The organism is Paenibacillus sp. R-74696, from assembly GCF_055814915.1.
The window spans coordinates 98,426-124,383 of sequence record NZ_JBPULM010000027.1 but is presented as its reverse complement, the minus strand read 5'-3'; the positions used below and the strand labels follow the sequence as shown (position 1 = coordinate 124,383).

Below are 25,958 nucleotides of genomic sequence, written 5' to 3'. Positions count from 1 at the left end.
ACTATCCGAGCAAGTTATCGGATAGTCGTTTTATTTTTGCCGCTATTTTTCGAATCGTAGAGGGCTTGATCCGCTTCCTGGAAGCTCGCCTCTTTGGATTCGCCAGGGAGATGCTCGTGCAGGCCAATGCTGACGGTGACGGAATGATTGTCCATTTCGGCGATTTTGGTCTGGGCGATGGACACGCGAATTTTCTCAACGAGCGCAAGCGCCTTCTCCAGGCTCTCTTCATGGAGAATGAGTATAAATTCTTCCCCGCCATAACGGGCGGCAAAATCATCGGTTTTCAAGTGCTTCAGCAGCGTCGCAGCCATCTGTCTAAGCGTAATATCGCCAACCCAATGCCCGTAAGTATCATTGACATGCTTGAAGTTGTCGATATCTATAATCGCGAGCTGGAAGTTGAACGGGTTAGCTTCTTGGTATTCAATGAGCTTTTCCACATATTCATGAAATGTTTTATGGTTATACAGATCGGTAAGCGGGTCGATTTTCGACATTCGATCCATCACGATATTTTTGATCAGCAGCTCTTGCTCGGATTTAAGCGTACGGTTGAGCGTGACAAGCAAGTCTCTCGTCCGTTGAATAATTGCGAATCCTACTAGTGCTGTGGCAATTAGAATACCCGCGAAGAAGAAGGCATCGAGATCAGTAAATCCTTCATCATAATAATAAGAAAAATAAATATAAAATAGATAAATCATCGAGACGAGCAAAGAAACAAATAAATAATAAGGCCGCAAAAATAACACCGTAATCAGCATCGGAAGCAGCAGCAGGGCGGGGGCTGTCAAAAGCTGGGCGTTTAAAAAAAATAAGAAGCTCATCGTAATGAGATGAGCGCCGATAATGAGTGCTTTCTCAATAAAGCGGCTTGCATAGCGGATAATGACTTCAAGGGACACCATAACGAGAAGCAAGAGGATGTTTTGTAGCAGGATGTCATATGAAAATAGTCGGTTTGAGAAAAAGGTTTCATCCGATGCAGTATTTTGGAGAGCAAATATCGTGTATTGACAGGTAAGCGCTAGTATACATAATACCCAATACACATTGAGCATAATGCGATACCAGCTTGATGAATCATGGCGGGGTAATGAAGATAGACTGAACATATCTGCCTCTTTTCCAAAATGGTGCCTTCGTTAGATGGCTAGCTGAATAGCTTCGACAGACCATTCCTGCTATCCTGCAAATTCGACACTTATTCATGCGAAATTTAGAGGATTGCTGTTGAAAAATGCTTATTAAGGTAAAATGAACCTTGTAAACCCGTAAAATGGGCACAACTGTTTTCAAAATAAGGTATTGACAGCATTTACAAGCGGTGTTAAAGTGGCAGAAGATTAAACAACTTGAAAGGAGGATTATGACTCATGCGTAAATTTACTGCACATCTCACAACAGAGTTTGATTTTGTAAATAACAATTTAATGAGCGTAATCCATCCGTGCGTTAATTCTCTTTGATGAATAAGGGAGCTTTCCCATAAATCAAAGGCGTATGGTTGCGTTCGATGCAGCCGTGCGCCTTTTTCAATGCCTTCGACCCGCTAGAGGTCGATGATGCATGCGAAGGAAGCGTATCGTGTAACCGATGCGTTTCCTTTTTTTGTGGGAAAAATAAACGTTTGGATGGATATGGGGAGGTATCAAAGCAGCGCTATGTTTATCGTACTTAAGAAGCTTGGATGGTTTTTCAAAATGGATTGGAAGCGCTACGCGATAGCGGGCGTGCTGCTCATCTTGGTTGGCGTATTGGATATTATTCCGCCTTGGATGACGGGCTATGCCATTGATGGCATTTCGCAGGGATCACTTGCTGACAAAGAGTTTTATTTCATCATTGGCGGCTGGATTGCCATAACAATTGTAGGTTATATCATGTCCTATATTTGGTTTTATCAATTATTCGGTGGGTCCTTCCTTTTGGAGCGCATTATGCGTTCCCAACTGATGAAGCATTTTATGAAAATGTCGCCGACCTTTTTTGAGCGTAATCGTACTGGCGATTTGATGGCTCGGGCAACGAATGACTTGAAGGCTGTCTCTAACACAGCAGGCTTCGGCATATTGACGCTCATTGACTCGACCTTCTTTATGTTCACCATTCTCGCGGTGATGATTGCGACAATCAGCTTCAAGCTGACGCTTGCTGCACTGCTGCCACTGCCGCTTATGGCGCTGGCGATGAGCTATTTCGGCGGCAAAATTCACAGCCGCTTCATGGAGGCGCAGGATTCCTTCGGCGAGCTGAATGACCAGGTGCTGGAGGCGGTGTCTGGCGTGCGCGTCATTCGTGCCTTCGTACAGGAGGAAGCGAGCCAGCAGCAGTTCAGCCGCAAGACGGACGAAGTTTATGAGAAAAATATTGCGGTTGCCCGCATCGATGCGCTGTTCGAGCCGACGATGAAAATTCTTATCGGCCTCAGCTATTTGATCGGCTTATGTTATGGCGGCTACATGGTGTTCAAAAGTGAAATTACGCTGGGCGAGCTGGTTTCGTTCAATATTTACTTGGGGATGCTGATCTGGCCGATGCTGGCGATCGGAGAATTGATTAACGTTATGCAGCGGGGCAATGCTTCGCTTGATCGGGTTAACGAATCACTAAACTACAAGCCGGATGTAAAGGATGCTTCAGAAGTAGTTGCAGTGGAAGAGCCAGAGACGATTTCATTCCGTAAGGTGACCTTCCGTTACCCTTCGTCGAAGGTCGATAATTTGGTTAATGTCTCCTTTTCGATTCGCAAAGGCCAGACGTTAGGTATTGTTGGCCGCACAGGAAGCGGCAAAACGACATTGCTCAAGCAGCTGCTCCGCGAATATCCAATTGGACACGGAAATATTTCCGTCTCGGATGTACCCATTGAGAAGCTCGAAATCCAGCGCTTGCTCGGCTGGATCGGCTATGTGCCGCAGCAGCCCGTGCTGTTCTCCCGTTCAATTCGCCACAATATATGGTTTGGGAAGAAGGGAGAGGCGAGCGAAGCGGATTTGCAGCGTGCGCTGGAACGGGCTTCCTTTGCCAAGGATATTCAGTTTTTGCCTGAAGGCTTGGAAACGATGGTCGGTGAGAAGGGGGTTGCCCTTTCAGGCGGGCAGAAGCAGCGTGTGAGTATTGCGCGTGCGCTCATCGCCGATCCGGAAATTTTAATGCTGGATGATGCGCTGTCTGCCGTAGACGGCAAGACGGAGGCGGAAATTATCGAGGGCATCCGCACAGAGCGTGCCGGCAAAACGACGCTTATTACGACGCACCGCTTGTCCGCGATTCAGCATGCGAATTGGATTATTGTGCTCGATGAGGGCCGCATTGTGCAGGAAGGCACTCATGAGGAGCTGCTGCAAGCGGGCGGCTGGTACAAGGAGCAATATGATCGCCAGCAGCTGGAGTCGATTATTGAGTCCTAATATACAACGTAAGAAAAGCAAAGGAAATGGGGGGCGCTAGGGACAATGGGCTTAACAGGTAAACGATTGTTTCAATACGCCATGCTATATAAGAAGCCGATTATTGGAGCTCTTGTGCTGCTGCTGTTAGCGGTAACCGCAGAGCTCGCGGGACCGTTCATTGCCAAACGCATGATCGACCAAAACATACTTGGCATTGAGAAGACATGGTATGAGACGGCGAAGCAGGACAGCTTCGCGGTTGAGCATAATGGAAAATGGTACAAACGCGTGGATCACCTGTCGGCTGGAGAGCCGCAGGGTGATAGTGTGCGGATATTGCAGTCGGGAAGAACGTTTTATTGGCTTGAAGGGAAGCTGCCCTTCGAGGATGGAAAACGCAAGGTAGAGGGGCAGCAGATGACCCTTACGAGCAAAGCGACAGGAGAGGTGGTTACTTTCTCTGTAACCGCCTTGTCCGCAAAAGAGCTGTTCGCCTTCTACAAGCCGGAAACACCGGGCATTATTAAGCTTGCGGCGCTTTATTGCGTGCTGCTGCTCATAGGCGGATTTTTGACTTATGGCCAAAGGCTGCTGCTGCAGACGTCAGCGAACAGCATCGTCCGCCGCATGCGTAATGATGTATTCGAGCATACGCAGCGGCTGCCCGTCAATTATTACGATACACTGGCCGCAGGCCAAGTCGTATCACGCATTACGAATGACACCGAGGCGGTGCGAGAGCTGTATGTTTCGGTATTGGCGAACTTTTTCTCAGCCATCATTTATATGTCGGCGATCTATGTAGCATTGTTCTTTCTCGACTGGCGTCTGGCTCTGTTCGCACTGCCGCTTGTGCCGCTGCTGCTCGTATGGATCAAGGTATATCGCCGCTTTGCGGCGCATTACAATAAGGTTATTCGAGCTAAGCTCAGCGAAATTAACGGCATGATCAATGAGGCCATTCAAGGGATGCCGATCATTCAGGCTTTCCGCCGCCAGAAAGAGACGATGGAGGAATTTGATGAGCTGAATAATCATTATTTTAAATATCAAAACAAGCTGCTTCATTTAAATTCCATCACCTCGCATAATATGGTTCAGGTCATCCGCAACATTATGTTTTTGGTTGTCATTTGGATGTTCTGGGGCAATTGGTTCGGCACAGTGCTGCTCGTCGGTACGCTGTATGCTTTTATTGATCTCATGAACCGGATGTTCCAGCCGATTGTCGGCGTGGTGAACCAGCTCTCCAATCTGGAGACGGCACGCGTTTCAGCGGAGCGTGTATTCAAGCTGATGGATGAAGAAGGCATTGACGTTGCAAGCGGTAAAATCGAGCGTTACAAGGGCGAAGTGCAGTTCAAGGACGTGACCTTTGCCTATAAAAAAGAAGATTATGTGCTCAAGAACATTTCCTTCGTCGCTCGCCAAGGCGAGACGGTAGCGCTTGTAGGACACACTGGCTCCGGCAAAAGCTCCATTCTCAACCTGCTGTTCCGGTTCTATGACTTAAAGCAAGGCAGCATCTTAATTGATGGACGCGATGTGCGGGATATTCCGAAGCAGCAGCTGCGCCAGCATATGGGCATCGTGCTGCAGGACCCGTTCCTATTCACGGGAACGATCGCGTCGAACGTCAGTCTAGGCAACCCGGAAATTAGCCGGGAGCGGGTAGAGCAGGCGCTGCGCGATGTTGGCGCCTACGAGATGTTTATGCAGTTTCCCGGCGGCATCGATGCGCCGGTTATCGAGAAGGGCAGCACGCTGTCCGCGGGCCAGCGCCAGCTGATTTCTTTTGCCCGGGCGCTCGCGTATGACCCTGCGATTCTGATTTTGGATGAAGCGACTGCGAGCATCGATACCGAGACAGAGGCGATTATTCAGGAGGCGCTTGATGTGCTCAAAAAAGGGCGCACGACGTTCGTTATTGCCCATCGCCTGTCGACGATACGCCAGGCCGATCAAATTTTGGTGCTGGATCATGGCGAGATCGTCGAGCGGGGCAGCCATGATCAGCTGATGGAGCATAGCGGCAAATACTTCGCGATGTATCAATTGCAGCTGGGAGCGCCTGTAACGGCGTAGGGCTGAAAGCTTTATTTTCGAAAATGAGCATGGAGCAGGATCGTATAGGATGCAGGGCGGAGCTGATGAGGCTCCGTCTTTTTTTGTGCTTTTTTCTGAATAAATCCTCATGATTTTCAGGTAATATTCAGCTGGGTTTATAACTGAGCTAAGAATGGATGCCTATGATAGGAAATGTAAGGCAAATTCAACTGAAGGGTGGAATACAGTCATGAAGGGTAGGAAAACGATCGTCGCAAGCGCAATTGCATTATCGCTGGTCTTAGGCGGAGGTGCGCTGGCCATACCGGCTATCCATGCTGCTTCAACGGATACAAACACGCAAAGCAAAGCGGATGGAAGCGGAAAAACGCGTGAAGCAGGCAAGCACAAGGGCGGATTTTTCGGTCTTGGACAGTGGAAAACGCAGCTTGCTGAGTATTTGATTCTTGATGAAGCGACGCTGGATGCGCAGCTCCAAACGCAAACGCTTGCCGAGGTCGCTTCCGCTCAGGGCGTAGACCGCGAGACGCTGAAGGCCAAGCTGGTGGAATGGATTGATGCAGCTGCTGCTGCTCGCCAAGAAAAGCTTCAAAGTGAAAATTCAGACAAGACGCTGGGTGCGACAAAAGCAGACAAGCAATGGGATAGCTCGGCAATAGCTGATAAAATATTGGATTCGAATGGCAAAGCTGGCCTTGGCGGTGAAGGCGGCCAACGTGGCGGCGGCAAAGGCGGATTCGGTAAGGGTGGCTTCGCCAGCGAGGAAACAGCGGTCGTTCTTAGTATGACAGTCGATGAGCTAAAAGCAGAGCTGAAGGCTGGCAAATCGCTGGCGACTATTGCGACTGAAAAAGGCGTAGACGTGCAAAAAGTGATTGACCAAAAAGGAAGTGAAGAAAAGGCACGGCTCGATCAAGCCCTCACGGATGGCAGGCTGACACAGGAGCAATATGATGCGAAAATCGTTGCCCTCACGGAGCGTGTTACCCAGTTCGTTAATGGCGAGTTCAAGAAGCCGGAAGGCGATGGGAAGGGACGTCAAGGCAAGCACGGGAAGCATAATGCGGCAGCAGAATCTACGGATGCAGCGGCAACTGCTCCTGCCGATCAAACAGCTTAATAAGGTATACAGTGTAGGGCAAAACTATTAATAATAGGCTGTGTGAAGGTTCATAACAGGACCTTCACGCAGCCTATTTGTTGATTAGGAATAGAAATTTTTTCTTTTTGAATAAGTATTCCAGGGCGTGTATGCAAAAGTAAGTGAATCAGATCATGATAGAAGCCAGCGACAAACGTATCGCTTCTACTACTGGGAATGTCACACCTTCTGATTGAATCCTACGCACCGAAAGGCTACTTCATGCTCTTCGTTTCAAGGAGCTAATCCCTGCACAAAGATAGACTTGGTGGACACAGCAGCCGCTATTTCAACCGGATCACGGGTTAAGGCACAGGCTGCGGACTCAGGAGTCGCTATCGCGCTGCAAATGACCATTTTGCTGGGATGATAAGGGCAATAACGAATCTCCTGTCCGCTTACAGCTTGAAATCGGATCAAAAGACAAAATAGGGGAATCTCAGTCCTCCAAAAAAGGAATGAGCGTCCTAGGCTGCGGGGTCTCAGCAACAATCGCATGTTGTGGCTCCCCAGCCTTGATTCGTCAAAGGATGGAATGTGTCTTTATATGATGAAAAGAAAGGAAAAAATTGGAATGTGATGGTATAATTGAAAGGGCATATTTTTCTTGATTTCCAAATCAAGTACTATTATTAATTTGTATGACGGATTGTGAAGCCAAATGCGACATCTTTGCTTTTTCCACCACCAGAAGTGGCCGAGCTTCTCCATTGGATAAAAAAGTGAGGGATATATAAATGAAAAAATATAATTTGATATGGATTATATTGTTATGTTTGGTAGGCTGTCAAACTGCAAATAAAGGGCCTCAAGAAGAGCAATCCTTAAAGGTGCTTGCCTTTAATAGTCAAGCTTTTAACCAAACCTACGGAAACTTTTTCTTGGCAACCCATCCAAACTACACATTAAATGTTGTGTCGATAATGGAAAGGCTTGAAAATAATAAAAATATAACAGACTCTATTCAAGAGCTGATCTCCACAGAAAATCCGGATGTAATAGCAAGTGATATGGACACTTATGCCATTCTTTCTGATCAAGGCGAGCTATCCACTTTGGAAGGTTTTGTTCAAAAAGATAAATTTGATCTTACAACATATACCCCTGCGGTGATTGATTTTTTAACTGATGATCAAAATCAGTTGTATGGGCTTTCAGCAGCTTTTACAGGGAAAGCGTTGTACTATAACAAAAAGCTCTTTGATCAAAATGGCGTCGCTTATCCGAATGATCAAGTAACGTGGGATGATGTTTTTGAGTTGGCACAGCGGTTCCCCGGCGAAGAAGGTCAAGAAGATCGCCAGACGGGCTTATATTATAAAAGCATATCTACACCTTTTATGATGGCGCTAACTATTGGTGAAAGCAGTGGGTTATCCTTTTATAATCAGAATACCTTTACATTGAGCTCCCCTTCTTGGGAGAAAATATTTGACGGGGTCACAAAGTGTTTCAAGAATCAGGTTTGCTATGATGGAAGTCAAAGCGTAAGCAGCAACTCAACGGTAATTAGTGAAATGGAGAAACAGACCTACCCTTTCCTTGTTGGAAACATTGCGATGGCAATTGATGAATCGACCATGCTTCAGACATTAATGAAAAATAAAAATTCTGATAATCAGTTCGAATGGGGGGTTGTACCCTTTCCAGCTAGCCCAGAGAACCCTGGTATGGAGAATGGAATATACATGAATGCGATTTTTTCCATACCTAAAAACTCCAATAAAGTTGATCAGGCATGGGAACTTATAAAATATATTGCCAGCAACGATTATGGGAAGATTCTTCCTCAAATCAATGTTACAGAACTGCCCGCTAGGATTATTGGTGAAGAACAGGATGAAAACATAGCGGCATTTTATAAGCTTACTCGTGTAAATAACACGTTAATTAATCAATTTCGCGAACTTCCACTTCCACTAATATCTAAATTGGATGAAATTGCACCCACATATATGTCTGACATTGTCGCTAGTGACATAAGCGTTCAGGACGCATTAAAAGCATTCGAAGAAGAACTGAATGGGTCGCTAAGACAGGTGGATGCTAAATGAGGGTTTTGAATAAATGAGGATTATAGTAGCAATGTCGAAATCTCTCGGAAATGTCGAGGCCACTGAAAAACCTACCCTTCCCCGAAGATAGGAAGCAAACACATCAATAAAGACGACATTATTCGGAGCTTTGCGAATGAATGTCGTCTTTTTTAGCGTTAGCGTTGCTAGGTTGCAAGCTCCTTTTAGCTTATGAGCTTCAAAATTCGTTTCAGATTCATGGGAAATATCGCTATCGCTCCTTGTATTTCCTTGCCAATCGGATCGGTAGAGGTTTGTAAATGCTCCACACCGTACGTCCTGTTCAAGCACCGCAACTAACTGCTGAGATATGTAAAAGCAAGTCAAGAGCTAAATGGATGAAATTGATTGGTAAAAAATACTCTTGGAATCATTCTTTTTCGGAAAAGTTATAACATTTTTTGTTATAATAAATAATTATAACTAGACAATATTCTGTTTTTTTCGACAGTCATTTGCGAAGAATTTCTATTGACTCAAACATAGTAATATATAATCTGGGTATTAGGATTTAGACATTAAAAATATTGAATTAAAATTGGAAAAATGGTTGACAGTTCCTTAAATTTGTAATAATCTTATTTATGAAGTTAATGGAAAAAATACTAAAAATGTATGGAGATGACTGATATTTCATTGTTGGTATGGCTCAAGTGGAGGCTGAAAATTCGTTGGAGAAACGAATGGAGTAAAATAACAATTAAATTTGTACTCATTCTATTTTTAGAATTATTAAAAATTTGTTTCAATCTTACTATTTACCTTGCTGTGATATTTATTTTTATTCTTCATAGCGACAATTTAAAAGAAGTCGTTACTTTTTTGAACAATGAAGAAATTGAAAATCTCATTAATGGAATTAGTGCATTAACTGTTCAAGAAAAAACGAAAGTAATTTGGACAATCTTTTTCGTTCAATTTTGTATTTTTTCGATTTTCTCAGGTATTCAGGCTTCGAAATGGGAACTCAATAACGGTGATGATTATCTTTTTCAGAATGTCTTCTGGAATAATCAAGATAAGAAATTCATTTTGTTTTATGAACAGATGGTTTGGAATATTAAACGCTTATTTACAAGTCTGATCCCCTTTTTAATCGCAATAATCCTTGTGACAAGGCCTTCATTTTTACAAGGTTTAGTTACATTTTTGATCATTATAGTTACATATATTATCCAAACACAGCTAATAGCTATCATTCATAATTACTTGACTATCAGGAAAACAAGAAATGAAAGATACTTTAACTATTTAATTATACAATCCTTAATATTGAAAATAGCCATTTTGACAGTTGGTTATTTTTTTGGGAAGGTAGTATCGCCTTGGATAAATACTTTTCCTATTTTAGGAAGAGTAATAAATCAAAAAGCATATGAGGAATGGCTATTCGAAGGGAGACGGATTTTACAACAAGGATTAAATTATATTTTCGACATATTCCTTTGGAAATATTGGCCGCACAATTTCATGTCTCAAATAGCTGTTGCTAGCAGTGAATTAATCAGCTGGATATATTGGAGCGCATGGATTATAACGTCTATATTTGTTTTATTTCTATTAGCTAGGTTGGCTGAAAGGCAAATTTCTACGAGAGTAATTGAAAAACCTACTTGGCTGGAAAAAATGTTTTTGGTTCTTGCAAAGGGACTAGTTCGGTTGAATAAACAAATCATTATTGCACGAGTTAAAGTTTTTTGCCGGGATTCCTATACGCTGCAGCGTGCTTCCGGATTGTTTGGGGGAATGTTAATTTGGGGGTTAATTGGGGTATGTAGTTCCTTAATCAGATATACGGAATCGGATAAAGTCTATTATTTAGTAACAACTATGGTTTCATACATAATCATATTCCAGTTGTCTGCGCTATTGTTCGATTCGTTTCTGGGGCATTTTTCTTTGGACAGTGATGGAAAAAAACTTTCGTTGTACTTATCATCAGGCCAAACAATATGGAACTTGTTTATACAGAAACTCCAATTATTTTTAATTATTTCTTTTCCACAATTTATTTTGTGCGAGCTTGTGTTTATTATCCTTGGAGGTCATGCAGGATATTTAATGATGATTTTTGTTCATATCGTTAATTACTTATGCTTCGCGGTCGTCCATCAAATAGCAGGCTTTATCAGTCCGCATTACAATTTCATCAATAAAGAGCAGCTAGATGAGTATACGGACAGGACAACAGTGAACACGATAGTTAGAATGTGCATGCTTAGTTTTGTTATTCCTTGTCTATTGCTGCCGTTGGCATTTTATATTGCAGATTATATGGATAAAACGTCTTTTCTCATTATCCAGTTTGTCATTTCTCCAATCACGATACTAGCAGTATTGATAGGAAGCTTGTTTTATGTCAAAAGAAAGCACGACCGTCGGCTTTATATTGATGATTTTAATTTATAAAAAAACGGGTGAGTATCATGAGCTTGCAATTGTCTAATGTTAATAAAGTAATGAATGAGAAGACGATCGTGTCTGATTTGTCTTTAATCGTTCCTAAAGGGAAAATAATCGGGTTTCTTGGGCCAAATGGCGCTGGGAAGACGACAACCTTGCATATGGCAGCGGGGCTAATGAAGCCAACGTCAGGAGAAATCTTAATTAATGGAATTTCTATACATGAAAATTGGAAAAAAGCAAAGAGTCAAGTATCAATAATTGCAGATTACCCGTTATTGTATGATGAATTGAGCGGGATGGAATATATTAAATTTTCAATGGAATTATTCGAGTTGAAAATGACAGATAGTCAGTTAGCTGCGGAAATTGAGAGATTTCGGTTTGCAGAAGAAATTCCCAAGAGAATCAAACACTATTCGCTTGGCAATAGGAAGAAGCTAGCGTTACTTGTCGCATTATTGAAGCAACCTAAAATATTATTATTGGATGAGTACATATCGGGGTTAGATCCGCATAATTCAATATTGGCCCGTGAAATATTTATTGATTACGCTGCTAAAGGAGGAGCTGTTTTGCTATCAACGCATCAACTTGAGATTGCCGAGAAATTTTGTGACGAAGTAATCTTAATTAAAGAGGGGCGTTTATTAGATAAAAGCAGCTTATCCGAGGTGTTGGAACAAAGTAATTCCTTGGAACAATACTATGTCTCTCAAATCAAGACATAAAGGAGAATTCATATGAGTAAAGCTAAATCGAAAAATACAAAAATATTGATATATATCATGATCTTATTGTTGGGATTACCGCCTCTGGGGCTGCAAATTTATCAAGGCCATTGGTTATATGCATTATTTTTGATTGTTTGTATCGTAGTATTGATGGGTTTGTCCGGAAGGACATTTAAAGACAAATAAGGATCAGACAGCTAATGGCTATGAAGGGAGGTGAGAAATATGTTGGAATTATTGGTTGCTAACCTGGCTGCTTATGCAGGTATATCTACTGCATGGGCTACAGTTATCGTTACCGCGATAAATGCTGGAGCCACTGTTGTCGCACTAGTTTCGATTTTTGCTTCTGCTGGGATCAGCGCAGGCCTTATTGTTGCTATTAGAACAGCTACGATGAAAATGACGACTAAAGCTGCAGTTGCATGGTAATTAGGGTTACCATGCACGGCTAACAACCTTTTTCGAGTTGGGGTAAGATAAATGGTTTTTTAATTTATCTTACCCCATATTTTTTAGTATGTAAAGTATGGTGAAAAATCTTGAAAATAGAAAATTTGAAATTTCAATATTTTTTTTGGGGTGCTTTTTTCTTTTTTTTAATGGGAGCATTGAGCGGGATCATCGTTGTTTATTCTATGCATGATCAAGACTGGTTAGAATCCTCTGAAATTTTAGTGAACCATAAAGAAGGCTTTGAAGCTTCTCTTGGTATCTTTATGCGTAATATCGGTGTTGCTGTGATTTTGGCATCCGGTTTATTTTTATTTGGATTGCCTACTCTAATCGTTTTATTCATTAATGGGCTTTGGATAGGGACTGTTATTGCTAGCAGGCTAGAAGAAGGCGTCTCTTTAGCAACCCTTCTATTAAAGCTGCTTCCGCATGGTGTGCTTGAACTGCCAGCATTATTGCTTGCGGGTGCTATTGGTTTAAAAGGATTTATTTTTTATTATGAATCAAAGAAAGATTGGCGTTTTTACTTTAGGATGACGGGATGGATCATATTGATGTTATCAGTCGCTGCATTAATAGAGGGTTTTGTGACCTCGGCAGTTAGATAAAGGCTGAAAGAGAGAACGATCAATAAAGGCAGCTATCTGCCTGGGAATTTGTATTCTGATTGCTTTGTAATAAGAAAGCATAAATTAGGAGTGAGCGTGGTGAGCGTTAATCAAGCTTCAATTACACCGGAAAACGCAACAAAAAAACAAAGCTTATTTGATCTAATTAAAGTTGTATATTCTCCAGCTGAAGTATTAGGTACAATACAGCCTACATATCGCATGAAAGGTATTATATTTGTTTTTTTTATTTTGTATTATGCCTTCAATTATTTTGTGTCCAATAAGCTCATAATGACGGACGAAGTACAGAAAATTCTTGGCGAAAGTGGCTTGGAAATTCCAGCCTCTGTTATGCAATTGATGCAAATCATTACAACCTTTTTTTCGACCATTATTGCATTCGTGATTCTGTTGGTCACATTTGTTTTATTGCGTATTAGTACGAAACTATTTAAATTATCATTTAGTAAGAAGCAGCTTTTTTTGGTTTTATTATATGCACAGGTACCTATTTTAATTGGCAAGGGATTGAAATTGGCATTTATGAATTGGGGAGATTTAAGTCTGTCTAGTCCTGTTTCTACGGGGACGATTACCAATTTGGGATTGCTTGCGAGTCAGATCACCACTAATGAATTTCTAATCAATTTCTTATCAAGCATAGACTTGTTAGAGGTATGGAGCTATTTTTTAATTGGATTAGGAATTTCATTTATTGGTCATACGACGATGAAAAAAGGTGTGTTATCATCCTTTGCAATATGGGGATTTTTATTCGTTATTAATGTTGTTGTTGCACTGATTTAGAGGAGGGGATTCGCTACGGCATCATGAAACGAAACAGGATTCTTATAGTCGTAAGCCTTATTATAGCTGGGATTATTGCAGGGAATATCTTTATACTTAATAGAACCGGAACTTCTCATTCTGAAATGATCCATGTGGATACGATAAAGGCGGCCGCGCAACCCATATCAGAGACATTAATGGCTTCGGGTATTGTTATCGCTAATGAAAAAGCGGAAATCTACAAGGACACTACCAAGGGAGAAATTAAAAAATGGCATGTAGAGGAAGGTGCCCAGGTTGAAAAAGGGGATCCTTTATTTGAATATTCCAATGATGAATGGCTCCTAAACCTTGCGCAGCTAGAGAATCTCCAAAGCAGTCTGCGGCTCACTCTGCAAGAGAAGCAAGAAAATTTAAATGAAATCGAAAGCGAGTTTAGGCAGGAGCTAGCAGAAGGAATTGATGTGGAATTAGCTAAAAAAAATGCTGAAAAAAAGATTTCAGCGCGCAAACGTGAAATCCAATTTACAGAGCTGGAAATAGAGAGTAACACGATGAAAATGGCTGCTTTGAAAAAAAGGGAAGCTGTTTTTAAAGTTGCAAGCCCAGTGGCAGGCATGGTTAAAATAAATAATCCAAAGAATATTCTTGAATATCATTCTGAAGGACCGCTGATGAAAATTATAACTTCTCAACCGCCGGCAATAAAAGGGATATTAACTGAGTTTGATGCAACCAGTGTTAAAGTTGGCCAAGCGGTTAAAATCCATGCTAAAGCAATGCCTGAAGAAGAATGGTTGGGGGTTGTCGAAACGCTCAGTTTTACTCCAATTCAATCTATGGATGGCCGATCCAGTGCGGTAACATCTTATCCTTTTCTAGTCTTAATAAAAGACAATGACAAGGATTTGCCAGAGGGTTTTCATGTATCTTTGGAAATTGAGTTAAACACGAAACAAAATGTTGTTGCTATACCTTTTGATGCAGTGCTTGTTGAGAATGATAAGAATTATGTGTATGTTGTCGAACAGAATAGAATCCGTAAGCGAGAAGTAAAACTTGGCCTAATAGATGACAGCTGGGAAGAAGTTGTATCTGGCATTCAAGTAGGGGAAGCAGTGGTTAGAAACCCTCAGGCGGATTGGATCGAAGGAATGGAAGTGAAATGGAATGCTGTCCCTTAACAATGTCCATAAATCCTATTTGTTAAGTTCAAATGAAGTTCCTGTATTAATGGATATTAATCTTTCCATTGAGTCTGGTGAATTTGTAGCGATCATGGGAGCCTCCGGGTCTGGAAAATCAACATTAATGCACTTATGCGGGCTTTTGGATTTGAAATTGATGTCAGGGGACTATCATTTTTTTGGCCATAATGTATTTTCTCTTAGTGAAAATGAACGAGCACGGCTGCGCAATCAGTACATTGGATTTGTATTTCAACAATTCCATCTGCTTTCTAAACTAAGCGCGATTCTTAACGCTGAGCTTCCATTGGTATATTCAGGAGTGAGCAAACGTGTGCGGAAAGAAAAAGCACGGGCAGCTCTGCATAAAGTGGGTTTAGGAAATCGGGAGGATTATTATCCCAACCAGTTATCAGGTGGACAGAAACAAAGAGTAGCTATCGCAAGGGCGATTATCAATGACCCGAAAATTATTTTTGCTGATGAGCCGACAGGAGCATTGGATTCTAAAACGAGTGAGCAAATAATGGAGCTGTTTGCGATGCTGAATAAAGAGGGAAGAACGATAGTGATGGTAACCCACGATAATCATGTAGCAGCATATGCGGATAGAAAGATTGTACTGAAGGACGGGGTAATTATTGATGATAGAAGAATAAAATCATGTTAATAAAGGAAAGTATAATAATGGCTTTCTCTGCCCTATACGCACATAAGTCAAGGTCAGTGCTTACAATGCTTGGAATCATTATAGGTGTAGCTTCCGTTATAGCTATTGTGGCGATTGGTGAGGGAGGAAGTGCATCCCTTAAAACTTTTTTTGTAGGAAACGGAAATAATACATTAGAAATCGTATATCAATCTGTAGATGAAGAAGGAAATATTATTTCTGAAGAACCGGCTGAACCGGCTTTTAAAGAAAATGACGTGCTAGCTTTGGAAAAAATCCCTGAAATCGAAAGGGTTATCGCTAATAATAGGACCTCTTCTACTTTAAATTACCTTGATAAGACATTAATGGTTCAGTTGAATGGTACATCTGAATCTTATTTTAGTTTAAATCAAACGGAGTTATTATCAGGCCGTAACATTGCAGCCAGAGAGTTTGAAAAGGCCCGCAAGGTAGCGCTTATTGGCGAGGAAACGGTGAAACGCTTAGATCCGAATAACGCTATGGTTGGAAAAATTATTGAACTGGAAGGTACAGCATTTAAAGTGATTGGCACGTTTAAGGAGCAAAAAAGTATTTTTAATATTGGAGCGTATCAGATCCTGATTCCTAATGCCGTTTGGCCATCTTTATTTGGCGAAAGTAAAATAGATTCGCTGACCATTCAGGCTCAAAGTGCAGAGGTTCTGCAATTGGCAGGAGAAGCCTCAATAGAAGTGCTGAACTCTCTGAATCAGGAAAAGCATGGTCAAGGGGAATATATTGTTTTAGATATGCAGGAAATTCAAGATTCAGTTGCATCCATTACGAGAATTATGACAGCGATTATAGGTTCAGTAGCCAGCATTTCCTTGTTTGTCGGGGGCGTTGGTGTCATGAATATTATGCTCGTTTCGGTAACGGAACGGACAAGGGAAATTGGAATTCGCAAAGCGTTGGGTGCAACTAGAGGGAACATTCTGCTGCAGTTTTTAATTGAATCGGCGGTTTTGACTACCTTTGGTGGAATTATAGGGATAGGATTGGGAGTTGGCGGAGCAAAGCTAATCTCGATAGTTACGCAATTACCATTATTAGTCCCGATGTATGTTATTGTGGGTGGTGTTCTATTCTCAATGCTGATTGGCATCGTTTTTGGAATGCTTCCGGCTAATAAGGCGTCGAAGTGGGAGCCTATGGACTCTTTACTGTTTGAATCCTGAAGCAATAATTTTAATCTCTAAACGAAGACCGTACGTTTAAATGATTCCTGAAGCCCATGCGATTGCGCACGGGCTTATTTGATTTAGTGTTTTACTTTTTTTATAAAATCAACTGCTTGACGCTTTCGGGTGGTTTTTGATATAGTTCTGACAGTGAACTATTTCATTGTAGAACCTTTTAAAGAGAGAGCATAAATGGAAAGGAGGAAGCGGGATGGTAGATCAAAAGCTGTTGCTGGACATTATTGCGCGGTATGAGGCGACCTATTTTGCCGTCAATCGTCAAATAAACAGCTTGTTCCGGGAAGCGATGCCGGAGGGGCTAACGGTCGAGCAATATTCGGTGCTTCGTTATTTGCGGACGCAGGGAAAGACGAACTCGTCCGAGCTTGCGGATACATTTTGCGTAGGACGTAGCTCCATTACGGCACTAACGACACGTTTATTCGATAAACAGCTCATTGAACGGCAGCAGGACCCGAAGGACAGGCGAGTTACCTATTTGAAGCTTTTGCCGGCGGGTGAGCAGCTGACCGATCAATCTGAATTGAAAATTCAAGAAATGCTGGCCTTGCATATCCAGCATTTTGATGAGCAGGAAGCACTGCAGTTTATTACTACCTATGAGAAGCTGGCTAAAGTTATGTCAGGCACGCACGGGATAGAAGGAGGAGAAACAAAGCAATGAAGACGGTAATAAAGCTAAGATGGGTACTCATGCTTGTATGGCTGCTTGTCACAGTCGGTTTAATGGTGAGCGCGCCGAATATGGAAGGGCTCGTTCGTGAGAAGGGGCAAGTGTCTGTTCCGCAAGGGTATTCTTCTACGATTGCCGAGAAAATGATCGAGGAGATTGGCGGCAAGGATGCGGGTAATGGCTCTTCGACCGTACTTGTGTTCCATGATCCTGAGGGCTTATCCGATGCGGACTTGGCAGCCGCGAAGCAAGGTGTGGAGAAGCTGAAGGCTGGGAAGGAACAGTATCATATTACCTCGATTACGACGCATTTTGATACGGAAGAGCTTAAAAAGCAAATGCTGTCGGAGGATGGAAAGACGCTGCTTGTGCTTGTGAAGGTAGACACCTCCAGTGGTGATTTGTCTGGAATACGAGAGGGGCTGTACAGTGCCGTTTCGGATGTCCCAATGACGCACTACTACACGGGCGGTTGGATTATCGGTGACGATGTTGCGTCAAGCGCACAAGAGGGCTTAAAGAAGACAGAGTTCATAACCGTGGGCTTTATCTTAATTATATTATTTCTAGTGTTCCGTTCGGCCGTGGCGCCGATAGTACCATTGCTGACGGTGGGCTTTACTTATTTGTTGTCCCAATCCATCGTCGCGTTTCTTGTGGAATATTTTGATTTTCCACTTTCGAACTTTACGCAAATTTTCCTAGTTGCTGTTTTATTCGGAATTGGTACGGATTATTGCATTCTGCTGATCAGCCGCTTTAAGGAAGAGCTGGCGCATCGGGGCGGAGACATTCAGGAATCGATTTTGGCAACCTACAAAACAGCGGGCAAGACGGTATTGTTTTCTGGTCTTGCGGTATTTGTTGGTTTTGCCTCTATCGGCTTTTCAACCTTCGTGCTGTATCGTTCGGCGGTTGCAGTAGCGATTGGCATCGCGATTTTGCTGATTGCCTTGTTTACGATTGTGCCGTTCTTCATGTCGGTGCTAGGCGCCAAGCTGTTCTGGCCGTCGAAGGGAGCGCTTGAGCATAAGGAGAGCGGGCTGTGGGGAGCTGTTGGAAGCTTCTCGCTGCGCAAGCCCATTTGGGCGCTGGTTGTCGTTATGGTGCTGACGGTTCCTTTTCTAGTGGCGTACAAAGGCAATGTTTCCTTTAACTCGCTTGATGAAATTGGCGATAAATATGATTCGGTCAAAGCATTTAACCTCATCTCGGAAAGCTTCGGGCCTGGTGAATCGCTGCCTTCGACGGTTGTAGTGAAAACAGCGGTACCGATGGATACAACGGATGGACTGGCGACCATTGAGCAAATTACCCGCGAGCTTTCGAAGGTTGAAGGTGTGGCGCTTGTTCGCAGTGCTACCCGCCCAACAGGCGAAGAGCTTGATGATTTAATGGTATCTGATCAAGTGGGGACGCTGAAGGATGGCCTCGACAAAGGCGAGGAAGGCCTTGGGAAAATAAGCAGCGGTCTTGCTGAAGCCAGCACCAAGCTGAGTGAAAACGAGCCAAAGCTTAATGAAGCGGCGGAAGGCGCAGGCAAGCTTGCTGCGGGAACGAAGGATTTGAAAAGCGGCATTGTGCAGCTTGGAGATGGCTTGAAACGCATTCAGCAAGGGCTGAATGATGGCTCCGCTGGAGCAGGTGAGCTTGCTGAAGGCTTGAAGAAGGCGAAAGCTAGCGCTGATCAATTGGCAGCGGCCAGCAAAGAGCTATTGACGAACTATGAGAAGATGGAAGCGGGCGTCGGTCAGCTGTCGCAAGCCTACGGCGGCATTGCGGCTGGGCAGCAGCAGTTGGCAGGCGGACTTGCGGATCTTCACAAAGGCATTAGCGGCTTAGGCGAGAAGTACCCTGAGCTGGCAGGCGATGCTGATTATGCGCAGGTATTAGGCGCAGCTTCCCAAATGGAGCAGTCAGCGACCATGCTCAGCGAGCAGCTGACGCAAATTAATGGACAGCTGGGCGGCATTAATGAAGGGCTGAAGCAGGCGAATGCGGGACTTTCCCAAGCGTCAGCTGGCCAAGGCGAGCTTGCGAAAGGTTTGGAGAAGCTGGCACAAGGCATTTCCCAGCTTCAGCAGGGCATCGCGCAGGCCGCGGCTGGCCAAGGCCAAATTGTAACGAAGGTTCCTGACATAACGAAGGGGGCTGACCAACTGGCAAGCGGACAATCCGAATTGCAAGCAGGCTTTGCCGATTTGAACGGCCAGCTCAGCCAGCTGACGGACGGACTTGATCAAAGCGTGGATGGCATTACGCAGGTTAGCGACGGGCTTGGGTCAGCGAAAAACTATTTGAGCGAGCTTGGTTCCTCGCCAAACAAACAAATGACGGGCTGGTTTATTCCAGAGGAAGCAATCGTGAAGCCCGAATTCCAGCAGGCTCTGGATGTGTATATGTCCGAAGATCGGATGAGTGCTAAATTCGATGTCATTTTCAGCGGTAACCCGTATGATATGGCGATTATGGCGAAAATCGACGATTTAAATGCTGCGGTTGGCCGTGCTCTTCAAGGTACAGCCTACGCGCAGGCTGATTATGCAGTGGGCGGGGTGACCAGCTCCAACCATGATTTGAACAATATCTCGAACGAGGACTACACTCGCACAATGATGCTGATGCTGATCGGCATTACGATTATTCTGATCATCTTGTTCCGCTCTATTGTTATGCCGCTTTATTTGATGGCATCACTTTTGTTGACCTTCTATACCTCTATGGCGATAACAGAAGTGATTTTCGTCCGCTTGCTCGGCAACTCGGGCATCAGCTGGGCGGTTCCGTTCTTCGGATTCGTTATGCTGGTTGCGCTGGGCATCGACTATAGCATTTTCCTAATGGATCGTTTCCGGGAATATCGCGATCTTTCGCCGACCCAGGCGATTTTGAAGGCAATGAAGAGCATGGGCGGCGTTATTATGTCGGCAGCCATTATTCTTGGCGGTACTTTTGCAGCGATGCTGCCTTCTGGGGTTATGTCCCTGCTGCAAATCGCGACACTCGTATTGTGCGGATTGTTCATGTACGCGCTCATTATGCTGCCGCTGTTCATTCCAGTCATGGTGCGCATGTTCGGCAAAGCCAACTATTGGCCGTTTATGAATGAGAGCGAGCATGAGGTTCGTTATTCACCGACTAAGGATATTTCGCATCATTCTTAAGATTAAGATATGAACCATTCACTAAGCCTTCTTATCCATTGGATAAGGAGGTTTTTTGTGTATTGGCGGCAGAGAAATTGCTATTTTGGCAGATACAGCGGGTGGCTCCTCGTTCAGAATGCGTTCAGAGGCAATTGGTATAATTAGGGCGATAATAATTGGATTTGGATAGGGAAAAGCATAAGGATAAGGAGAGGAAAGCGTGAAGAAGAAGGGATTCATAGGTTTATTGACTGCTATCGTAGCCATCCATTTTATATTTGGTGGACTATATGGAACTGGAACGGTGCATGCAAGCTCCTTGGCCGGACCGCCGCTGGCGTCTATAGCCGGGCATGATTTTACGTATGGCGCTTATGTAGGAGCTCCTTATTATATTGGTATTCAACATAGCGGAACCAAGGAATATCACGCCTATTTGAGGTTCAACAAAACCGCAAACGTACCTGCAGGGTATAAGGCGTATTTGAAAATCAAAGTAGGCAACGACTATGGCGCAGGTCTGGAGGATCGGGCAATTCGCGGTACTCCGATTGCCAAGGTGTGGGCGTACAAGTCAGCTTCTATTCCAACCAGTAACGATCAAATGCATACGGGCTGGCCGACCATGAATCAGGTGCTAAACACGCCAAGCACCTATGAGCTGCTGGATAGCCATCTGGGATCGATTGCTGCCGGTGATCTGCTCTCCCTTGATATTACTGACTATTTCAATCAGGCTTCAAACGGCATGCTTACCTTTTTTCTTACAGGTGCGGAAAGCTTGATTGGTGATATACCGGATGAAGTTCACCGGTACCGGTTTGATACCAATCCATATATTGTCTATGAACAGGCTGTTACGAATGAAGTGCCAACGGTACCTGACTATACAGAATGGGTTAATGAGGATGAATTCGTGACTGGTAACATTGTTGGCTCCGACAATGATGGCGACATGCTGACCTATTCGGTGACGCAGCAGGCAGCGAACGGAATGGCAACGGTCGATGCGTCAACGGGGGCATGGGAGTATACTCCGAATGCGAATTATTACGGTCAGGACGTATTTAAGGTCTTGGTAAGTGACGGCAAAGGGGGCACGGCAACCAGCACGGTTACAATCACCGTCGATCCGGTGAATGATCCACCTGTCACGAGCGACGACACCACGACAACCAATAAAAATGAGAAGACGACGGGTCAAGTGACGGCAAGCGATGTGGACGGCGATACGCTGACCTATTCCATTTGGCAGCAGGGGGCTTATGGTTCGGCAGCCGTTGATCCGGTGACAGGAGCATGGGAATATACCCCGATGGATGGTTATTATGGTCATGACGTATTCAAGATCGAGGTTAGTGATGGCAACGGCGGCATAGCAACGAGCACAATAAGTGTAACGATTGTGAACATAAATGTAGCTCCGACAACGTCGGACGATACGGCAACGACCGATGAGGATACAAGTACGACTGGTCAGGTAACGGCAATGGATATGGATGGCGACATGTTGGAATATTCGGTGTCGCAGCAGGCAACGAACGGGACGGCTACGGTCGATGCGTCAACGGGTGAATGGGAATATACTCCGAATACGAATTATCACGGACAGGACGTATTCAAGATTGAGGTTAGCGATGGCAATGGAGGTACGGCAACCAGCACCATTACCGTAACTGTGACGCCGGTGAACGATCCGCCTGTCACGAGCGACGACACCGCGACAACCAATAAAAACGAGAAAACGACGGGCCAGGTGACGGCAAGCGATGTGGACGGCGGTACGCTGACCTACTCTGTTTCGCAGCTGGCAGCTCATGGTTTGGCAACGGTCGATCCGACAACCGGAGCATGGGAATATGACCCGGATGAGGGCTATCATGGTCAAGATGTTTTCAAAATTGAGGTTAGCGACGGCAATGGAGGCACAGCAACGAGTACGATAAGTGTAACGGTTGTGAATATAAATGTAGCTCCGACAACGTCGGACGATACGGCAACGACCGATGAGGATACAAGCACGACCGGCCAGGTGACGGCATCGGACGCGGATGGCGACACGCTGACGTATTCGGTATCGCAGCAGGCAGCCAGCGGAACAGCAACGGTCAATCCGTCGACCGGAGCTTGGGAGTATGCTCCTAATGCGGATTATCACGGACAGGACGTATTCAAGATTGAGGTTAGCGACGGCAATGGAGGCATGGCGACCAGTACCATTACCGTGACTGTGACGCCGGTGAATGATCCGCCAACAGCTGTGGATGATTCCGTAACGACTGATGAGGACACAGCGGTTACCGGACAAGTATCGGCAAACGATGTGGAGGGTGACACGCTGACTTATTCCCTTTTGCAGCAGGCTACCCATGGAATTGCAACTGTTAATGCGACGACCGGAGCGTGGGAATACACTCCGGACGCTAATTATTACGGTCAGGATGTATTTAAAGTTGAAGTAAGCGACGGTAACGGAGGCACAGTGGTCAGCACGATATCGGTCACCATCACTTCGGTAAACGATGCTCCTGTAATGACGGGAATTGCCGCCGCTCCATATGAGCTGTTGGATACGGAGACGGAACAGCCCTTTACTGGTGTATCCATAGAGGATGCGGACCCTGGACAGACGCTGACGGTCAGCATTTCACTCGATACTGCGGCAAAAGGCGGATTTACAGCCGTCTCCCTTCAAGCAGCCGGCTTCGGTCTGGTCGGCAGTCAATATAAGGCGAGCGGAACAGCTGATGATTTGACGACAGCCATTCGCCAATTGGTATTTACTCCGGAGGCGAACCGGGTTGCTCCGGGAACGACGGAGACTGTTGTTTTAACGGTGACGGTAGATGATGGGATAGCTGCACCAGTAGTAGACAGTCAGACGTCCCTGATTGTGACATCGGTGAATGACACCCCTACGGTAAGTACGATTTCCAATCAAAGCATAGGTAAAAATACAGCTACGCAGGCTCTAAGCTTTACCATTATTGATCCTGACGCAGAGCCGAGCGATTTTGCAGTAACTGCCGAATCGAGCAATACCGCTCTTGTTCCGCTCAGCGGAATTACACTAGCAGGCAGTGGCAAGCAGCGCACGGTTACAGTGGAGCCGGCTCAAGGAATGCAAGGCTCAGCTGCCATTACAATTCATGTATTGGACAGCAGTCTGGCGGAAGGCACATCCAGCTTTACGGTGACTGTGGGGAACAGCAAGCCCGTTGTAACGGCGATTGCTCCTCAGCAAATGGATGAGGACGATGTATTGAGCCTGACGCTGTCGGGTACGGATGAGGATCTGGATACGCTATCCTTTCTGGTCGATGCTCAGGCGGAGCACGGTCAAGCGGTTATTGCCAATGGCAATCAGCTGACATACACGCCTAATCAGGATTTTAACGGAGACGACAGCTTTGCAATAAAGGCCTTTGACGGGGTAGATGAATCCGATCCGATTACGGTCCAAGTGACGGTCACGCCGGTGAATGACCGGCCGATAGCTGAGAATGCAAGCTACGATGTAGAAAGTCTGACATCTTTGACCCAAAAGCTGCATGCAACTGACGTGGACGGAGATTCATTGACCTTCCGTATACTCACAACCGGTACGAAGTCCTCCAGCGTGACGATTATTAACGGCGATGAGTTTGTTTATGTGCCGAGCCCGGGTCAGCTAGGGACAGACAGCTTCACCTATGCAGCTTCGGATGGACAGGAGGATTCCGATCCAGCCGTTGTTACAGTAAATATTACACCTTATGGAATTAGCGTATTAGGGGCGCTTTCGACCAGCACGGGCAGCCTGTCGCCTGCTTTCAACAAGGAGACGCTGAGCTACGAGCAAAATGTAGCTTACGCAGTTGAAGCAACGACAATTACAGCTGAAGCCTTTGATCCGCTTGCCACGGTGACGATAAACGACCAATCGGCAGACAATCCGGTTACCGTGCAATTAAATGTCGGGCTAAATGAAATTCCGGTCACAGTTGCAGCGGCCGACACCTCCAAGCCGAGTCGTACTTATCTGGTGAAGGTGACCCGCGCCCAGCAAAGCTCAGGTTCAACTCCTTCAACAGGCACTTCCGTTCAAACGGGGACAGTTGCAGCGGGAACCGGAATTTCAGTATATGTAGACGGAGTGAAGCAGGAGCAGACGGCTACGGTGCAGACGTTCACCAGCAATCAGCTGCGTTATGCGACGGTGACGCTTGAGAACAACAAAATCATTAAAAAGCTGGAGTCCGAATCCAATCGCGAAGTCACGATTCCGTATACAGAAGCGGCAGACAGCGTGAACAGCTTGCTAAATGGTCAACTGCTCAAGGTAATGACAGATAAAACGGCGACGCTTGAAATACAAACGGCCTCGGCCTCCTATGCATTCCCGGCATCGCTTATCCCTGTTGATGCGATTGCCAAGGAGCTAGGAGCGCAGAACAGCTTAAAGGATATTATTTTCAGCATCACGATAGCAAAATCGGCAAAAGCGGAATCCGATAAAGTATACGCCGCGGCATCTGGCCAAGACATGGAGATTGCTGCCGCGCCGCTGGAATTCCATATTACAGCTTCGTACGGCGGAAAGAAGACGGATGTTTCCGCCTTTAGCGGCTATGTGCAAATGATGATTCCAATGCCGGAGGGCGCTGATGCGAGTCGTATTACGACAGGAGTCGTGCTGCATTCCGATGGACAGCTCTATCATGTGCCTACCAATATTAAGATGCTGAACGGGAAGTATTATGCAGTAATTAACAGTCTGACGAACAGTACGTATTCGGTCATCTGGCATCCACGGGAGATGCAGGACCTGGCGCAGCATTGGAGCCGCGATGAGGTGAACGACCTGGCTTCCCGTATGGTTGTACAAGGGACAAGCGAGACGGCCTTCTCTCCGGATGCTTCGATTACCCGCGCTGAGTTTGCGGCGATTATCGTACGTGGTTTAGGCTTGCGTCCAGTGACTGGACAAGGCCAAAGCAAGTTTGCAGATGTGCAAGCCGAGAGCTGGTATGCCGGTTATACGGAAACAGCGGCGGCTTATGGCCTTATTACCGGTTATGCTGATGGTACATTTGGCGCCTTGAAGACAATTACCCGCGAGGAAGCAATTGCGATTATCGCAAGAGCTGTAGCTTATACGAAGCTGAGTGCTTCGGGATCTATGGATAAGCTGTCCGCTTTCGCGGACCAGAATGAAATCAGCAGTTGGGCAAAAGACGCTATGGCCGCTGCGGTTGAGCTTCAAATTGTGACGGGTAATTCCGGACAGCTGCATCCGCAGGACAACATTACCCGTGCGGAGGCTGTTGCACTCATTCGCAGACTGCTGCTGCAGGCTGATTTAATCAACGGGTAGTCTGCTAAACAATCAGCATAGAACAA

General features: G+C 45.0%; 17 protein-coding genes. 16 read left to right on the top strand and 1 reads right to left on the bottom strand.

The features are described from left to right. Positions 1-14 precede the first annotated feature (14 nt). Positions 15-1,118, bottom strand: a complete 1,104-nt coding sequence (locus ACSR9A_RS10895) for a GGDEF domain-containing protein (protein ID WP_473757256.1) — start codon at positions 1,116-1,118, stop codon at positions 15-17. 549 nt (positions 1,119-1,667) lie between these two features. Here ACSR9A_RS10895 and ACSR9A_RS10890 point away from each other — a divergent pair. From ACSR9A_RS10890 to ACSR9A_RS10815, 16 genes are all read left to right on the top strand, one after another. Beyond that, entirely contained in the window at positions 1,668-3,416 is a 1,749-nt protein-coding gene (locus ACSR9A_RS10890; protein WP_473757288.1) for an ABC transporter ATP-binding protein, read from the top strand. 45 nt (positions 3,417-3,461) lie between these two features. Further along, positions 3,462-5,483 (top strand): ABC transporter ATP-binding protein, encoded by a 2,022-nt coding sequence (locus ACSR9A_RS10885; RefSeq protein WP_473757255.1) that lies wholly within the window; start codon positions 3,462-3,464, stop codon positions 5,481-5,483. Between the two features lie 211 nt (positions 5,484-5,694). After that, complete coding sequence (locus ACSR9A_RS10880) at positions 5,695-6,585, top strand: hypothetical protein (RefSeq protein ID WP_473757254.1); 891 nt, start codon at positions 5,695-5,697, stop codon at positions 6,583-6,585. A gap of 758 nt (positions 6,586-7,343) precedes the next feature. After that, complete coding sequence (locus tag ACSR9A_RS10875; protein WP_473757253.1) at positions 7,344-8,660, top strand: ABC transporter substrate-binding protein; 1,317 nt, start codon at positions 7,344-7,346, stop codon at positions 8,658-8,660. 843 nt (positions 8,661-9,503) lie between these two features. Then, a complete protein-coding gene (locus ACSR9A_RS10870) occupies positions 9,504-11,090 on the top strand; it encodes a hypothetical protein (protein WP_473757252.1) in 1,587 nt (528 codons plus the stop codon). 17 nt (positions 11,091-11,107) lie between these two features. Next, positions 11,108-11,815, top strand: a complete 708-nt coding sequence (locus ACSR9A_RS10865) for an ABC transporter ATP-binding protein (protein WP_473757251.1) — start codon at positions 11,108-11,110, stop codon at positions 11,813-11,815. A 12-nt stretch (positions 11,816-11,827) separates the two neighbouring features. After that, the gene (locus ACSR9A_RS10860) at positions 11,828-12,004 is read left to right on the top strand and encodes a hypothetical protein (protein ID WP_341280034.1); all 177 of its coding nucleotides are present in this window, start codon (positions 11,828-11,830) and stop codon (positions 12,002-12,004) included. A 39-nt stretch (positions 12,005-12,043) separates the two neighbouring features. Beyond that, positions 12,044-12,250 (top strand): uberolysin/carnocyclin family circular bacteriocin, encoded by a 207-nt coding sequence (locus tag ACSR9A_RS10855; RefSeq protein ID WP_473757250.1) that lies wholly within the window; start codon positions 12,044-12,046, stop codon positions 12,248-12,250. A 110-nt stretch (positions 12,251-12,360) separates the two neighbouring features. Further along, positions 12,361-12,882, top strand: coding sequence for a stage II sporulation protein M (locus tag ACSR9A_RS10850; protein WP_473757249.1), 522 nt, complete (start codon positions 12,361-12,363; stop codon positions 12,880-12,882). A gap of 99 nt (positions 12,883-12,981) precedes the next feature. Next, positions 12,982-13,692, top strand: a complete 711-nt coding sequence (locus ACSR9A_RS10845; protein WP_473757248.1) for a hypothetical protein — start codon at positions 12,982-12,984, stop codon at positions 13,690-13,692. Between the two features lie 23 nt (positions 13,693-13,715). After that, positions 13,716-14,858, top strand: a complete 1,143-nt coding sequence (locus ACSR9A_RS10840) for an efflux RND transporter periplasmic adaptor subunit (protein WP_473757247.1) — start codon at positions 13,716-13,718, stop codon at positions 14,856-14,858. After that, entirely contained in the window at positions 14,845-15,531 is a 687-nt protein-coding gene (locus ACSR9A_RS10835; RefSeq protein ID WP_473757246.1) for an ABC transporter ATP-binding protein, read from the top strand. The genes ACSR9A_RS10840 and ACSR9A_RS10835 overlap by 14 nt, the downstream gene beginning before the upstream one ends. After that, a complete protein-coding gene (locus ACSR9A_RS10830; RefSeq protein WP_473757245.1) occupies positions 15,525-16,733 on the top strand; it encodes an ABC transporter permease in 1,209 nt (402 codons plus the stop codon). The genes ACSR9A_RS10835 and ACSR9A_RS10830 overlap by 7 nt, the downstream gene beginning before the upstream one ends. Positions 16,734-16,947: 214 nt before the next feature. Continuing rightward, entirely contained in the window at positions 16,948-17,421 is a 474-nt protein-coding gene (locus ACSR9A_RS10825; protein WP_473757244.1) for a MarR family winged helix-turn-helix transcriptional regulator, read from the top strand. Then, complete coding sequence (locus tag ACSR9A_RS10820; RefSeq protein ID WP_473757243.1) at positions 17,418-20,594, top strand: MMPL family transporter; 3,177 nt, start codon at positions 17,418-17,420, stop codon at positions 20,592-20,594. The genes ACSR9A_RS10825 and ACSR9A_RS10820 overlap by 4 nt, the downstream gene beginning before the upstream one ends. Positions 20,595-20,796: 202 nt before the next feature. Then, entirely contained in the window at positions 20,797-25,932 is a 5,136-nt protein-coding gene (locus ACSR9A_RS10815; RefSeq protein WP_473757242.1) for an S-layer homology domain-containing protein, read from the top strand. Positions 25,933-25,958 lie beyond the last annotated feature (26 nt).